The sequence below is a fragment of the Nostoc sp. JL34 genome, from assembly GCF_017114945.1.
In the GTDB taxonomy this organism is placed as follows: Bacteria; Cyanobacteriota; Cyanobacteriia; order Cyanobacteriales; family Nostocaceae; genus Nostoc.
Genome location: NZ_JABXKQ010000047.1, coordinates 112,920 through 128,117 on the forward strand (window position 1 = coordinate 112,920; position 15,198 = coordinate 128,117).

Sequence of the window (15,198 nt, forward strand, 5' to 3'; positions counted from 1 at the left end):
ACCAAATTGTTTATCAAATAAGTATTCTTGAGAAGAATGGAGATTGTCGATAAAACATCACATACGTTTTCAACATTTCAAGTGATAATTTATCGTTTTTATCAAATAAAAATCCTAAATTTTCTTGAATGGCTTCCGCTTCTGAATTAGGCAGAAGAGCATCAATGTACAACCGTTCCTTAACCGTTAGGTTAGGTACATCTATCCTTTGTGGGTTTCCCCAATTGGTGTTGCTAAGTTTCCATTGTTTTATATTAGTTTTATCAAAAAAACTGATTTCTTGTTCTTTCTCTAAAATGATACCTGTAACAGTTAATATTTCTTGTCCATCAGAATATGAGAAGGAACTTATTGGTTGAAAATAAACATCATATCTTCCCTGGGTTGCTAGATTAGCAGCAAATTTGAGAACTAGACATAATACTTCTGGAAACCTCTTTTGTGTCATCATATCTGTGGTCACTTCAGCAGAGGGGAAAATATCTCCTAATCTTCTCCTTAACTCTTCTAGTCTTAGTTTTTGTATTTCATCTGATCTAGCTCCTGACTGTGCTGGTAGATAGGAAGCAGCATGAGCATTTAATGTAATTTTTATAATATCAGATGGGAGAAGTTTATTAATAATAGCTTGAAATTCTTCGATTTGATTCCTTAGACCGGATGGTTTCGTATAATCTAACCAAATAATAGTTCCATTAGTTCTTTGAAAATCATTTATAAAATCACTGCTAGGTTTCAACAAACAGTCAATACAATTATGCGGCTGGTTAAATTTCTGTCGCTTATAGACCTCTTCATCCTCCTCTATTGAAATCATATTGGAAATTCTAAAATAAGAGTGGACATACTTAAAATCTTCCAGTGAATGACCACCGAAACCTATATAACTGTACTCAGAAATGTCACAGAACTTGTCAACTTTTGAGAGAAGTTCCATGAATGCATATCTATCAATTGCTTTATTTTGTCGTAGGTGATAAGGAATAGATGTACCACTCATTGTTTAGCTTCTCTTAGAATTCTTTCAAAGCACTCATTACCAACCTCTGAGGGGTCACGATCCAAGTCTTCAAATAAATGTTCAGCAACTATCTCAATTTCTTTTGAAGGTCTTGAAAAGCTTATATTCTTTCTTCTAGTTGAAGTATTTTGAGTCTCTGGCACGGGTAGGTTAGGAGTAAACTTTCTTTGATTAGAAAAGGATTTGGTTTCGGCTGTTTTTTTATTTACTGGTTTCCAAACATCTTCAGGTATCGTATCAAATATAACATTTGGATCGTCAGTCTTAGCTTTACTTACTATTTCTTTTTCTTCAGGAATATTTTTCTTCCACTTGTTGGTATAGGAAGTAAAAATTTTCAGTCCTTCCCGCATGAAATCCTTCACATATAAATAGATATCAGAAGCAGCATCTATACCTCTCTTTGTAGTTGTAATAGGAAGACTTCTTGCATCTTTGCTACGAAAGTGTATGACACCTGAAATAGCAATAAATTGAGGGTGATAACTAGGAACTGTTGCTTCACCCCAGCCAGTTAAACGTGTTTTGTCACAGTATAATACTACGCGATCGTTACAAATAATAGTCCAACCTGCTGTATCACTACTTCGTCTGATACCCTCTGTCTCATCATTTACTTCATCTTCGCTAGCTATTGATCTGTAAAAACCGACTGCCAGCCTGATTTCCACATCATCTTTCTGAGCTTCATAAAGATATGGAGCAATGGCAGCATTTTTACTGTTTATTTTCTCAACACCATCCCAGAGAAGATTTAGAGATATTAGGGGGACTTTCACCCCATTAACAAAGACAGTAAAGCCTTTGTTAATAATATAGCTATAGTGATGGGAGATTTTTCCTACAAGGGAGTTAAGAAGAGGTGATTGTGGCGACGAAAATTGTGTGGCAATTCCATCACGTAGATGTGTTACTTCAATTGCTGTACCATTTTCAGGTAGAGAATGTTGTATTCTTTCAATGGGTAATTCCCAACTATCAGAGGTTAGCCATTCGGGATTAATTGTAACTTTGAAGGAGTCATTTTCGGTTTTAGATATTATTCTACTTGAGCGTCCCATCTTGAAGATAGCTCTTTTCATACCAATACCATAAGTACCAATAGTGTAAGTGTTAGCATTGATGATATCTGTCGGTCTTCCCATTCTAAAAGCATAGTGTTGAGCTTCTAGGGGGATACCTCCACAGTTATCCTCAATTTTAAATACTTCACTTGAAAATGTTATTCTTGCCCAAAAATTTTGATATGGCTTATCTGAACTTGGGCTATCTTGAATAATGCGTTGTATTCCATCAACACAATTATCTAGAAGATCAAGAATTGAATCTTCTAGATCAATATCACGAGTAAGCATCTCTACGAAAAAGTTTTTGGTAGGTGATGCATTTACTTGATCTGGTGGCTTTACCTCATGATCTGAAACCATTTTGAATCCTGATTTATGCCTAGTATGTCTATTAAAGTAGCCAGATAGTCTCCTTGATCTTGGTAGTATGCTTTTAACCATCTAGTTTTTTTGGCATCTACATCTATAGGAATCCGGTTTGATTATTAAAAAATTTTAAAATAAAAGTGTGACTAGATACTGGATAAGGCTTTCAGTTTCAGTATATTTTCAAAATTCAAATCGTATTTCTATATCCTTAATTTCATCTATTAAATTTGTAGTCACAGGATAACTAACTACCATAAAAAATAATGTAGGGGCGGACAGCCGCCCACCCCTATGAAAATCAGGTAACACCAAAGACAATCACTAAGCCCAAAACCGCCCCAAATACAATCAAGGCATAGAATTGAGCGCGACCGTTTTCTAGGTACTTCAGACCTTCACCGCTAACAAGGGTGAAAAAGCCTGTGAGGTTAACAGCACCATCGACAACGCGGAAGTCAACTTCCATAACTTGTCTAGCTAGGCGACGCAAGCCGAGGACAAAAACCCGATGGTAAATGTCATCAAAATACCACTTGTTGAGGGATAACTCATAAAGTGGTTTGATTTTAGCAGCGATCGCAGCCGGGTCAATTTTCCCTTGCAAATACATCAGCGAGGCTAAGGTAATCGCAACCAAGGAAATTCCCACTGAGGCACCCGCCATAATGTAGAATTCCGTCGGATTGAACTCGGCAGCCTTTTCTATAACTTCGGAGAGGGTTTCGCTAGGAGGAAAGATAAACTCTTCAAAATAATTGGCGTAAGGAGTTCCCACCAAACCAATTAAAATCGAAGGCACAGCCAACAGTGCCAACGGCAGCGTCATTGTCCACGGCGATTCGTGGGGGGAGTCGCTGTGATGCCCGTGGGAGTCATGGGAATCATGATGCTCACCAGTGACAGCCAATTCTCCTTTCTTCATCGCCCCAGGCCCAAAATTCGGCGCTAGTTCTTCTGACTCTAATTCCAGGACAATTGTCGCCGCCGCCTTCTTAAGTTTTTGCTTGATTTTATCGTCAGTACCCCGGAATTTGCCTTCAAATGTCGAGAAATACATTCTAAACATATAGAAAGCAGTAATACCGGCAGTTAGCCAGCCGATGAACCAGAGGAGTGGATTAGCCTCAAAAGCCTTCCCTAGAATTTCATCTTTTGACCAGAAACCAGCAAAGGGTGGAATACCAGAAATTGCCAAGCAACCAATCAAAAAGGTAATTGACGTGACAGGCATATACTTTCGCAGTCCGCCCATCAATCGCATATCTTGAGCTAAGGCAGGGTCATGTCCAACGACACCTTCCATACCATGAATTACTGAACCTGAACCCAAGAACAGCATCGCCTTGAAATAGGCGTGGGTCATTAGATGGAATAGTCCAGCACTGTAGGAACCTATTCCCATTGCCATCACCATGTAACCGAGTTGGGAAATGGTGGAGTAAGCCAAGCCCTTTTTGATGTCGTTTTGGGTAATGGCAATGGTTGCCCCCAAAAATGCCGTAAACGCCCCAGTAAAGGCAATGACATTCATTGCGGCTGGAACGTCTTCAAATACTGGGTACATCCGGGCAATCAGGAAAACACCCGCTGCCACCATTGTTGCCGCGTGAATCAAGGCAGAAATGGGGGTGGGGCCTTCCATTGCGTCTGGTAGCCAGACATGGAGGGGGAATTGGGCTGATTTCGCAACTGGCCCTAAGAAAACTAAAATCGCAAACAGGACAGCGAGAAAATTGCTGATAGAACCTGATTCTACTAGTTGGGCGAGGCGATCGCCCATGATATTAAAATCAAAGCTTCCTGTTGCCCAAAATAGCCCCAAAATGCCGAGCAACAAACCAAAGTCGCCGACGCGGTTGGTTACAAAGGCTTTTTGCGCCGCATCGGCTGCTGACTTGCGATCGTACCAAAAGCCGACCAGCAAGTAAGAACACATCCCGACCAGTTCCCAGAATATATAAATCTGTACTAGGTTGGGGCTGACCACCAGACCTAACATTGAAGAGCCAAACAAACTGAGATAGGCGTAAAACCTCACGTAGCCGGGATCGTGAGCCATGTAGCCATCGGTGTAAAGCATGACTAAGCAGGCTACTGTTGTGACAATCACCAGCATTAGGGCTGTCAGGTGGTCGATAGTGTAGCCCATGCTCAGGTGAAAATTACCTGCTGCCGCCCACTCAAAGGTGCGAATATAAGGCGCGTGTCCTTGAATTTGACTCCACAACAAGGCAAACGACAGCGCCATAGCTGCTGCCATCATGGAGATAATCACCACAGCGTTAAGCTGCCGTAGGCGGTTTGTCACCTGATTCAACGAGATTAACCCTAGACCGACCAGCATTGCCCCAAGAAGCGGGAACACTGGAATCAGCCAGGCATACTGATAGATTACTTCCATCACTGACGCCTACTTTTAGAATTCTTGATTAGCGTGTCGAAACTGTTAATAATTGTGACACACACCCTTTAGCATAAAATAACCCACCCAAGACTGATTGGGTGGGGTATTAAGCATGGTTTTAGATTTGGTCATCTGTCATTGGTCATTGGTCATTAGTCCAATGCCCCATGCCCCACACCCAATATCCATCAGGCTGACCGATACTCTAAGTCCACTGTTTTTGAACTTTTGTAGATTTTGGGATAATTGCTGTAGCTGGCCTTAATCTCTTCTAAAGCTAGACGTAAATCTTCCCTGCCGCGAAAGCATTCCAAGCGATGGCGGATAGTGCCATTTTCAATCAATAGTAAAGTGGGTAGTGACTTTAGCCTATAAGTAGTTGACAATTTAAAATTTTGATCGGCGTTAACCCCAACTAATTTAATTTCTTCCCCACATTGGGCTTGGAATTGCAACAACAGTGGGTGGATAATCCGACACAAGCCACACCAAGGTGCTTCAAAATTAACTAAAACAGGAATAGGAGATTCTAAAACTTCTTGAGTAAATGTCCGCTCACTAACCGACAACACCATGACGCCTCTTGGATTATAAGGTTTTTATATCAAACTAGCTATCAGCACTGAATTGAGTAGTGCTGAGTTCCGATTTTTGAGTGCTGAGTAGAAGTCCATAACTAAAGTTAGGGGATTGTAATGAGGAACTCGTTTGTTTTTCTTTTAGAGTAAAGCAGGGGCTTGGAATTAATTGCCAAATAATGAAGACTAAGTTGCTTGCTTTTACTCAGGACTCAGAATTCAGGACTCAGCACTACTTCAGTGAAGGATTGGCAAGTCAGTAACTGCCGATAGATGCTTTCAGGACACAGAATAATTAGGGAAAAATTGAGCGAGCTAATGTGTCTCTGACAAAAAAAGCCACCGGAGAAGTTTCGTTGGCTTTTTTAGATGTTAAACTCCTGATTGCCGTGTCCGCCTGGGGATTTGACTAAACCTGCCACTTTCTCCCAAGGAAAGGCAACTGACCAACGATTACCAATATAAAATCTCAAGCTGACTGAACGCACCCCCACTGATAGATGTTTGAATTTATCCTACATTGATTTAGGGCAATTGATAAGCTGAAATTTCCATTTATTTCGGATTTTCTGCTGACATTGGGGATCAGCCTAAAGTTACCATACTATCCTACTAGTTGCTTCCAGTAACAGAGGGTGCGACCACCAAAGCAAAGCTATAAAAATGGTAACTCCCAAATAAGAAGGACGGAAAAATTCCTGCCATTTGAGAGATTGACGCCCGTCAATAATTGCTTTAAAGGGAATAATTGAAGTCCGCTGTTTGGCAATTTCAAAAGCTTCCCCATAGCGATCGCTCAAGCGGCGATCCCCATGCCAAACCCCAAACAAGTGATGCAACACCAATCCAATGGAAGTCACAAGGGTAAAGGTAGTTCCCAGCCAGAGAGTATGGGCAACACACCAAATTATTTGTCCTACCATCTGCGGATGACGGGTAATCCGAATAATTCCTGTTTCGTAGAGATGAACTTGGGGCTTTTGAATAGCAGCAATTTCTAGTAGATTGAAGGTAGCAGGATATAAAAACAAAAACGAGATTGCTGACAGCAGCCAAACAAATTCTCGCACTCCTGGCACCCCTTGTACCTGCCAAATTTGCAAACCATCATAACGGTGCCCAAAAAAGTAAATAATTAATATCACAGCCAACGGTAGGCTGACTAATGCAAAGAGAATGCGATAAAGCCTTGGGCCAATGTATTTTTCGGCCCTTGGACGCAAAGCAGCGCCTCCACTGTGAGCGATCGCAAAAACTATTTGTAACCCCAGTATGACAAAATGACTGGGTGTCAACCAAGAAATCAGCAGCATATAAACGGGTGAAGTAATTTAAAGAAAACTGAATTCAGTACAACCAATACCACAAAGTATTCAAAAGGGGACTTTAGTCAAGATGTTGTGCCACTGTCTTTTTCGAGTCAAGTCTTCAAGTTTAATATGCAACAAATCATGCGCGGCTGATTGCTGTCAAACCTGATTTGTTGTGTGCATCCGCTCCTTTCAATGTTTGTGGGTTGAGCCTTATGTCTGACCTTCCTTTCACTTTAGATCAGTTACGGATTTTAAAAGCGATCGCCCAAGAAGGAAGCTTCAAGCGTGCCGCTGATAGTCTTTACGTCTCCCAGCCTGCTGTGAGCTTGCAAGTTCAAAATCTTGAACGGCAGCTCGATGTCCCCTTATTCGATCGTGGAGGACGACGCGCCCAATTAACTGAAGCAGGGCATCTACTCTTAAGCTACGGTGAAAAAATCCTCAGTCTGTGTCAAGAAACTTGCCGCGCCATCGAGGATTTACAAAATCTCCAAGGCGGTACTTTAATTGTCGGTGCTTCTCAAACCACCGGCACTTATCTTTTGCCCAGAATGATCGGTATGTTCCGCCAAAAATATCCAGATGTGGCAGTGCAATTACACGTCCACTCTACTCGGAGGACTGCTTGGAGTGTCGCTAACGGACAAGTTGATCTGGCGATTATCGGCGGTGAAATTCCTGGTGAACTGTCAGAATCTTTAGAAGTTATTTCTTACGCTGAAGACGAACTAGCGCTGATCTTACCTGTTTTTCATCCCTTTGCCAAACTTGAAAAAATCCAAAAAGAAGACCTATATAAATTACAATTCATTGCCCTAGATTCCCAATCAACTATCCGCAAAGTAATTGACCAAGTGCTAGGACGCTGTGAAATTGATACCAGACGTTTTAAAGTTGAAATGGAATTGAATTCCATTGAAGCGATTAAAAATGCTGTGCAATCTGGTTTAGGGGCTGCCTTTGTTTCAACAAGTGCGATCGCCAAAGAGTTACAAATGGGTGTTCTGCACCGGACTCCCATTGAAGGCGTCGTCGTCAAACGGACACTGTGGCTGATTTTTAATCCCAATCGCTATAGATCCAAGGCCGCAGAAGCCTTTAGTCAAGAAATTTTGCCCCAGTTCGCTAACCCAGGATGGAATCAAGATGTGTTAAAATTATCACAAAAAAACATGGTGTTAACTACATTAGAGGTAGCAACACCCACCTCATCCGGCGAAGACTAAAATCAGGTTATTAGTCCTTTGTCATTTGGACTTTGTTTTTTTGTAAATGACCAATGACCAAATAATTCGTAATCACGCTCCTCTGTCGCTAACGTAATTCGTAATTATTAACCCATCGCTGTTCGTGCCGGGTGCTGTAGGCAAGCTAGGGGTTTGACTTCAGGAAAAAAGTTTCCTGTTCTTCATTGATAAATTTAGTTTCTATGTAACCTGAACTAATTACGAATTACGTAGTTTGCTATCGCCATTCGCGTAGTGTCTCGGAGATAAAGCGAGTTTTATCAATTACGAATTATTTTGACTAATGACTAATCACGAAAATGGAAGTTTACTGCACTCGTCCACATTGCCCACGCCCACAAAACTATTTTGCTGATTTAGATGATATTACGACCCTGAAAACAACCCAGCAAAAGTATTGCACTACTTGTGGTATGCCACTGATGCTAGATGGTCGATATGTGCCAACGAAATTGCTGGGAAGGGGCGGGTTTGGAGCAGCCTTTTTGGCACGCGATCGCCGAATACCAGGAATGCGTCAATGCGTGGTTAAGCAGTTTCAACCAGTGGGAAATTTAACCTTAACTCAACTGCAACAAGCGCAGTTAATGTTTGAGAGAGAGGCAGAGGTTTTAGCACAGCTTGGTAACGACCACGAGCAAATTCCTGATTTGTTTGCCTTCTTTCCAGTGATAGTTAATAGCTTGCAATCAGGACTGCAAGACCAATTTTTTTACTTGGTGCAAGAATACATTGATGGGCAAAATCTAGAGGAAGAATTAGTTCAACAGGGCAAATTTTCTGAACAGAAAGTGTTAGAGGTATTGCAAGCAATCCTGAGGATACTAGAGTTTGTCCATGACAGAGGCATTATCCACAGAGACATCAAACCTTCAAATATCATGCGTCGTCGTGATGGTAAACTTTTCTTACTCGATTTTGGCGCAGTCAAGCAAGTAACAAATGTTGCACCTGGTTCTGCGGCTTCTTCCACAGGAATTTATTCTATGGGATTTGCACCACCTGAGCAGATGGCTGGGGGGCAAGTATTTCCATCTACAGACTTATACGCTTTAGCTGTCACTCTGATTACCTTGTTAACAAACCAGGAAGCAATTCAACTATTTGATGCTTATAGTAACCAGTGGAAATGGCGAACTCAAGTCAGTGTCAACTCTCGGCTTGCTGACATTTTAGACAAGATGTTGCTACCTGCGGCTAATCAGCGCTTCCAGTCAGCCCAGGAGGTTCTACGCGCACTTAACTCACAGGCTCTAGCGCCTACACAACTTAATTCACCTTCTGTAACACTCCCGCCACAACCAAACAGTTCCAATCCTGTCGTCCCCCGCCGTCCACCAACTCAACCAGCGTTTTCGACATTGGAATTATTGGGTGGGGCGGCATTTAGTGGATTTGAGGGTGCATTAATCGCGATCGCCCTCTTCAGTCTAGTAAAATCACCAATAATTACTTTAACTACTTCCGCCCTAATTTTAGGTATACTAATTTTTGCCCAAACTAGGCGGTGGATTGAAAAGTTCGATTTATTAATTATTCCCACAATTACTTTTGCGATTATTTTTTTTCTCCCCTTTTTACGGGGAGGTCTTGACATTCTGTCAGTGGTTACTTTAGCAGTTGCAGCAGGCTTAGTAGCTATTTCACTGACAGCCGTATTTCGACTTATTTATAAATTATTATCTCTCTTACTTTAAAAAACTCCTGGTGCTAACAGCCACCTATGTCTCAGAAAAACGAAACACTTAGTCTTTTTTTAGCCATTGTCATCACTATTGGTTTAATCTTTGGCGGTCTATGGTTTCTTATGGAAAGGTGGGCGCAATTAAACGGAACTGTTCCGAAAACTTCGGGGAGTAGCAACACAGGTAATCCCATAAACCAGTTTGTCAACAACAATAGATGTAATGTGCCAAATCTCCCAGAGGGAACATTCAACTATGGTGGTAGTACAACCTGGGCACCCATCCGTAAAGACGTAGACTCCGTACTAGAAAGCCTGTGCCCTCAATTCACTTTACGCTATACTCAACCTCCTTCAGGTCAAGCAGGATCTGGAACTGGGATTCGGATGTTGATAGATAATCAACTAGCTTTTTCTCAATCTTCTCGCTCAGTCAAAGCTGAAGAAAATACTGAAGCCAAACAAAAAGAATTTGGTTTGAAAGAAATTCCGGTGGCGATTGATGGTATTGCGATCGCAGTTAACCACAATCTCAATATCCCTGGTTTAACTGTCGCCCAACTCAAAGACATCTACACGGGCAAAATTACTAATTGGCAACAGGTGGGTGGGCCAAATTTACCAATTACAGTCTACTCTCGCAGCAAAGAAGCTGGGGGTACAGTGGAATTCTTTATCGAAAATGTTTTAAATAAAGAGAACTTTAGTCCCAACGTTAATTATGTTGGCACAACCACAGAAGCAGTCCGAAAAGTAGCAGCCAATACTGGCGGAATTTACTATGCTTCTGCCCCGGAAGTCGTACCCCAATGTACGATTAAATCCCTACCACTAGGGCGGATAATCGGTCAATTTGTGCCTCCCTACCAGGAACCATTTATACCTCAATCTGAATGTCCCAGTAAACGTAATCAGTTGAATAGTAAAGCGTTTCGTAGTGGAAACTATGCAATTACCCGCAATTTATTTGTAATCGTTAAACAGAACGGTCAAACCGATCAGCAAGCTGGCGAAGCTTATGCAAATTGGCTGTTGACATCTCAAGGTCAAGAACTGATCGAAAAAGCTGGATTTGTCAGAATTAAATGATCAAAATGGTTACATTTAGCCAAATAATCAAGTTAGTACTTACGCAAAAACTCTCTCAAGCTCTGATTTTTCCATATTCTCTACTTCGGAAGTGGTAAGTTTTTTATCTGAATCCGTAAGTTCTACAAATAATAAACATTTTTACTTTATTAAAATTTTTTCATGTCACAAAAAAATGAAACCACAATTTTAGCTTTGGCCCTGCTGCTGACAGTTGGAATAGTTGGCGGTGGTTTTTGGTGGTTTACTAGCAATGGGGTCAAAATTGGTAATAGCATCATTCCAAATCAGGAACCAGGCAGCAATCCATCCTTACAAGACCGCATGAGTTTTGGGGAAAAATCTTTTACTTCGGGTGATATTTCTCCAGTGAAAAAAGAAGGAGTACAGGCGATCGCTGCTAAAAGTTATGATAAAGCGATCGCTAAGTTTACAGCTGCCCTAAAACTCAACCGTAACGATCCAGAAGCATTAATTTTCCTTAACAATGCCCGCATCGGTTCTTCCAAAAGCTACACCATTGTGGCTTCTGTACCATTTGGCACTGACCCCAATGTTTCTTTAGAAATTTTACGGGGCATAGCCCAAGCCCAAAATCAAGTTAATAGCTCTGGAGGAGTTAAGGGAGTACCGTTGAGAGTAGGGATAGCTAACGATGACGACAATCCAGAAATAGCCAAGCAAATAGCTTCCAGCCTAGTCAGCAATTCCGAAGTACTAGGTGTAGTTGGGCCGAATACTAGTGATTCCACCTTAGCCGCAGGTACTATCTATACTTCTGGGCAACTTGTAGCAATTTCTCCTACCAGCACATCTGTAAAAATTTCTAACTTTAGCCGCTACGTTTTTCGCACAGTTCCCAGCGATTTTATGGCTGCGAGAAGTTTAGCTAACTATATGGTGAAAACTTTGCAGAAAAAAAATGCAGTGGTTTACTTTAATTCTCAAAGTAACTATAGCCAGTCTTTAAAGTCGGAGTTTGTTTCATCTGTTTCTCTAGAGGGTGGACAGGTATCCAGTGAATTTGACCTATCCAAGGCAGATTTTAGTGCGGCTAAAAGCGTAGAACAAGCAACCAAGCAAGGTGCAGAAGTGTTGATGTTAGCTGCTAACACTGCAACTCTGGATAAAGCGCTACAAGTAATTCAAATTAACCAGAAACGCTTAACTCTGCTGGGGGGAGATGATGTTTACACCGTAAAAACTTTAGAAATTGGTAGAGATCAAGCCGCGGGGATGGTAGTGGCAGTTCCCTGGCATATTGATGGCGATCCGAAGTCAGATTTTCCTCAGAAATCGCGGCAGTTATGGGGCGGTGATGTGAGTTGGCGAAGCGCCCTCAGCTATGATGCCACTGTAGCTCTAATTGCAGCATTAGAACGCAACCCCACGCGATCGGGAGTCCAACAAGCACTAACCTCCTCTGATTTTTCTACCAGCGGCGCTTCTGGGACAATTCGATTTTTACCATCAGGCGATCGCAATGCGCCAGTTCAACTTGTAAAAATTGTTCCTGGTTCCCGCTCCCGCACTGGTTATGATTTTGAACCAGTGCGTTAATCAGCATGAAAAAATTTAAAAATTAACCAATACTTAACCTGGAAAAACCCTCAAGATGGGAAATTGAGCTTTATGGGGAAAAATATTAGTGTCAACTCGCAACTTATTCTCACAAGCACTCAAACCTTGAGACGAGAGACGAATAATTCAGGTGAAATTTATTATACTTGGCTTTTAAAGTAATCAGAAGTCAGAATTTGCTAACAAAATACCCGTCCTCCAAATACAATCTCAAGTAGCAAGCACTTATCAAGCACTTATATTGAATGGACGCGGAAGTAATTTGCTATGTCCCAAAAAAATGAAATACCTATTCTTGTACTATCAATTCTGATTACGGTTGGGCTAATAGGTGGCGGTTTTTGGTGGTTCAGCAGAAAGTCTGGTCTGGAGCTAAATACAATTAATTCTGGTAGCACCAACACGCCTCAAGCTGCATCAGGAAAATCTAGCAACGGGACTTTCTCTTCAGTAAAGGATGTTCCGACAGGATTATTCAATTACGGTGGCAGTACATCTTGGGCACCGATTCGCCTAGTAGTTGATTCAGCAATTCAAGCCGCGCGGCCAGAGTTACGGCTGCGCTATGTAGAACCCAGTAATGCATCTCCTGGTTCTGGTACTGGCATCCAGTCGTTAATAGACGGTCAACTAGCCTTTGCCCAGTCCTCCCGACCAGTTCTAGATCAGGAATTAAGCCGTGCCCAGCAGCGTGGATTCAGTTTAAAACAAATTCCTGTGGCAATTGATGGTTTAGCAGTCGCAGTTAATCCCAACCTGAATATCCCTGGACTAACGTTAAAACAATTAAAGTCAATTTACACAGGCAAAATCAATAATTGGAGCCAGGTGGGCGGCCCCAATATCCCGATTAAGCCCTATTCTCGCCGCATTACTGATGGCGGTACAGTCGAACTTTTTGCCCAAGACATCTTGGGTGGTCAAGCTTTCAGCCCCAATGTGGAATTTATCTCCACAACCACCCAAGCCTTGCAAAAATTGGCTGGTAGTCCTGCTGGTATCTACTACGCTTCTGCCCCAGAGGTGATTCCTCAATGCTCAATCAAAGCCTTGCCGTTGGGGCGGACGCAAGGGCAATACATTGCTCCATACCAAGAACCTTCTGTCCTCCCGTCTGAATGTCCTGATAAACGGAACAAGTTGAACATTGAGGCTTTCCAATCAGGAAAATACCCAATTACCCGCAATCTGTTTGTGGTGGTCAAACAGAATGGTCAGACTGAGCAGCAAGCAGGTGTCGCTTACGCCAACTTACTGCTGACTGAGCAGGGACAGGAACTGATTACCCAAGCTGGGTTTGTCAAAATTCGCTGACTCCTGTGATCGCCTGCGGCGGGGTCTAGCCCATCGCACTCAGACAGAGTGGCGGAAATCGCCGCTCTGAACTGCGCTTTAACCAGCTCTATTAATCGACTCTGCTGGCAAGCAAATGAGATTATCCCCTTGGGTCAGGATTAAGCCACGTTGACGCAGCTTACCCATCAAGCGGGTGACGGTGACACGAGTAGAACCAATCGCGCTACCAATTTGGGCATGGGTGAGGGGGAAAGGCAGACAATAACCGCGAATCACATCAGGATCAGTGTCGCTCATTGCTGGCTCTCCATATTCCTCAATTAACAATGTGAGAAATCCTAAGAGTCGGTCAATTGTGCGGCGTTGTCCCAAGGCACTCAGCCACAGTAGCTTACGCTGGTGCTGATACCTAAAGGCATCCATAACTTCGCGACGGAAGTGAGGCCAATTGTCTAAATCGTGCCAGTACATCCACAGCACCGCAGTTTGGTCGACATGGGCGTAAGCCTGGAGTGTGAATGGTGATTGGGCAACAATTTCAAATGGCTGTCCCGCTCCCACAAAACCCAAGAACGCTTCTTCTGGGGTTCTGTTGATTCGTCGAGACGTTAACTGACTAGCTGTCGCACTAACTTGGGCGGTTCCTACCATGCGGATCGCACCCCTTTGCACCAAATACAGCAATCCAGGTCGGGCTGGAATGCGCTCATCTTTGCTAAAGGTACGGCAGCGGTAGTGTTCTTGAGCCCAGTCAAGAATGCGTTGCCAAGTCAAAAAAGGCCGTGATGCCTCAGAAAAGGAGGATGGAGATTGCATAGGTAACAAAGAGCGTTCGGCTGAAGACAAAGACGTAAATAAAAGGGTGCAAGGAGTGTCTTTGTGTTGGCGAGGCAGGCTTAACGCCTAACAGCGCCAGCCAATCCAAAGAATAGAAAGCAAATTACTCTCTACTCTTTTGTTATACTTCCTACTGTACAATGATGGTAGTAAAGTTTACTTACTATTCATCGATTATTCATCAAATTTTATCCTCTTCTCATTTTTCTTCATCTAAATTAAATTTATACCGCAAGATAGATGACAGAAAAGTAACAAATATATCTTACATGATTATTTAAATAATATTACGTGCATTATAAATTACCAGTTAGCAAGTATACGTCAATAAAACAGCTATTGTATGGTTATTTAATAAAATCGTTAAGCATTGATACTTATAAAGCAGAAAATCAATGCATAAAAAATGAAAAAATCCCTCTGCATAAAGATAGAGATGATAATAGAGTTTTATACACCTCAAGTGTGTGCCTACGACTATCAAAATCTCAGAATCGAAAAGCTATGGAGCTTGCTAGTACGATCGCCTCAGATATATCAGGGATCTGTGGCGACGTTTTTAGCATCCAAATAGTTCCCCCTGGTTGGATACATTTTGAATTAACTCACTCAACCTTAGCGACTTGGTTACAAAGTCTCGCAGTTGGGAGTTTGGCTGGACTGGGGACTGGGGACTGGGGACTGGGGACTGGGGACTGGGGACTGGGGACTG

11 protein-coding genes and 1 pseudogene are annotated in these 15,198 nt (G+C 42.3%); 6 read left to right on the plus strand and 6 right to left on the minus strand.

Annotation, left to right across the window (positions count from 1 at the left end; all coding sequences use genetic code 11):
• Positions 1-13: 13 nt before the first annotated feature.
• From HWQ44_RS10080 to HWQ44_RS10100, 5 genes are all read right to left on the minus strand, one after another.
• Positions 14-1,000, minus strand: coding sequence for an O-methyltransferase (locus HWQ44_RS10080; RefSeq protein WP_292718106.1), 987 nt, complete (start codon positions 998-1,000; stop codon positions 14-16).
• Entirely contained in the window at positions 997-2,448 is a 1,452-nt protein-coding gene (locus tag HWQ44_RS10085; RefSeq protein ID WP_292718108.1) for an ATP-binding protein, read from the minus strand. Before HWQ44_RS10085 ends, HWQ44_RS10080 begins: the two co-directional genes overlap by 4 nt.
• 307 nt (positions 2,449-2,755) lie before the next feature.
• Positions 2,756-4,858: an NAD(P)H-quinone oxidoreductase subunit 5 gene (locus tag HWQ44_RS10090; protein WP_292718127.1), complete on the minus strand. Its 2,103-nt coding sequence runs from the start codon at positions 4,856-4,858 to the stop codon at positions 2,756-2,758.
• Positions 4,859-5,049: 191 nt separating this feature from the next.
• Entirely contained in the window at positions 5,050-5,436 is a 387-nt protein-coding gene (locus tag HWQ44_RS10095) for a thioredoxin family protein (RefSeq protein WP_292718110.1), read from the minus strand.
• Positions 5,437-6,035: 599 nt separating this feature from the next.
• On the minus strand, positions 6,036-6,752 hold the full coding sequence (locus HWQ44_RS10100) for an NnrU family protein (RefSeq protein ID WP_292718111.1): 717 nt from the start codon (positions 6,750-6,752) through the stop codon (positions 6,036-6,038).
• 212 nt (positions 6,753-6,964) lie between these two features.
• On the opposite strand from HWQ44_RS10100, the gene HWQ44_RS10105 reads away from it, so the two are divergent.
• From HWQ44_RS10105 to HWQ44_RS10125, 5 genes are all read left to right on the plus strand, one after another.
• Positions 6,965-7,978 carry a LysR family transcriptional regulator gene (locus tag HWQ44_RS10105; RefSeq protein WP_292718113.1) on the plus strand — a complete coding sequence of 338 codons (1,014 nt, stop codon included), beginning with the start codon at positions 6,965-6,967 and terminating at the stop codon, positions 7,976-7,978.
• 320 nt (positions 7,979-8,298) lie between these two features.
• A complete protein-coding gene (locus HWQ44_RS10110; protein ID WP_292718115.1) occupies positions 8,299-9,696 on the plus strand; it encodes a serine/threonine-protein kinase in 1,398 nt (465 codons plus the stop codon).
• Positions 9,697-9,722: 26 nt separating this feature from the next.
• Positions 9,723-10,772 carry a phosphate ABC transporter substrate-binding protein gene (locus tag HWQ44_RS10115; protein WP_292718117.1) on the plus strand — a complete coding sequence of 350 codons (1,050 nt, stop codon included), beginning with the start codon at positions 9,723-9,725 and terminating at the stop codon, positions 10,770-10,772.
• Between the two features lie 162 nt (positions 10,773-10,934).
• Positions 10,935-12,332 carry an ABC transporter substrate-binding protein gene (locus HWQ44_RS10120; RefSeq protein WP_292718119.1) on the plus strand — a complete coding sequence of 466 codons (1,398 nt, stop codon included), beginning with the start codon at positions 10,935-10,937 and terminating at the stop codon, positions 12,330-12,332.
• Between the two features lie 288 nt (positions 12,333-12,620).
• Positions 12,621-13,667, plus strand: a complete 1,047-nt coding sequence (locus HWQ44_RS10125; RefSeq protein ID WP_292718121.1) for a PstS family phosphate ABC transporter substrate-binding protein — start codon at positions 12,621-12,623, stop codon at positions 13,665-13,667.
• 78 nt (positions 13,668-13,745) lie between these two features.
• Here the strand turns inward: HWQ44_RS10125 and HWQ44_RS10130 are convergent, their stop codons facing one another.
• Positions 13,746-14,465, minus strand: coding sequence for a Crp/Fnr family transcriptional regulator (locus HWQ44_RS10130; protein ID WP_012412419.1), 720 nt, complete (start codon positions 14,463-14,465; stop codon positions 13,746-13,748).
• Between the two features lie 312 nt (positions 14,466-14,777).
• Between HWQ44_RS10130 and HWQ44_RS10135 the strand changes: the two are divergent.
• Positions 14,778-15,198 (plus strand): annotated as a pseudogene (locus HWQ44_RS10135) (glutamate acetyltransferase); the annotation flags it as partial.

Coding starts and splice junctions, on each gene's coding strand:
- HWQ44_RS10105 (WP_292718113.1), top strand. CDS start 6,965: ATGTCTGACCTTCCTTTCACTTTAGATCAGTTACGGATTTTAAAAGCG.
- HWQ44_RS10120 (WP_292718119.1), top strand. CDS start 10,935: ATGTCACAAAAAAATGAAACCACAATTTTAGCTTTGGCCCTGCTGCTG.
- HWQ44_RS10090 (WP_292718127.1), bottom strand. CDS start 4,858: ATGGAAGTAATCTATCAGTATGCCTGGCTGATTCCAGTGTTCCCGCTT.
- HWQ44_RS10110 (WP_292718115.1), top strand. CDS start 8,299: ATGGAAGTTTACTGCACTCGTCCACATTGCCCACGCCCACAAAACTAT.
- HWQ44_RS10100 (WP_292718111.1), bottom strand. CDS start 6,752: ATGCTGCTGATTTCTTGGTTGACACCCAGTCATTTTGTCATACTGGGG.
- HWQ44_RS10125 (WP_292718121.1), top strand. CDS start 12,621: ATGTCCCAAAAAAATGAAATACCTATTCTTGTACTATCAATTCTGATT.
- HWQ44_RS10080 (WP_292718106.1), bottom strand. CDS start 1,000: ATGAGTGGTACATCTATTCCTTATCACCTACGACAAAATAAAGCAATT.
- HWQ44_RS10095 (WP_292718110.1), bottom strand. CDS start 5,436: ATGGTGTTGTCGGTTAGTGAGCGGACATTTACTCAAGAAGTTTTAGAA.
- HWQ44_RS10130 (WP_012412419.1), bottom strand. CDS start 14,465: ATGCAATCTCCATCCTCCTTTTCTGAGGCATCACGGCCTTTTTTGACT.
- HWQ44_RS10115 (WP_292718117.1), top strand. CDS start 9,723: ATGTCTCAGAAAAACGAAACACTTAGTCTTTTTTTAGCCATTGTCATC.
- HWQ44_RS10085 (WP_292718108.1), bottom strand. CDS start 2,448: ATGGTTTCAGATCATGAGGTAAAGCCACCAGATCAAGTAAATGCATCA.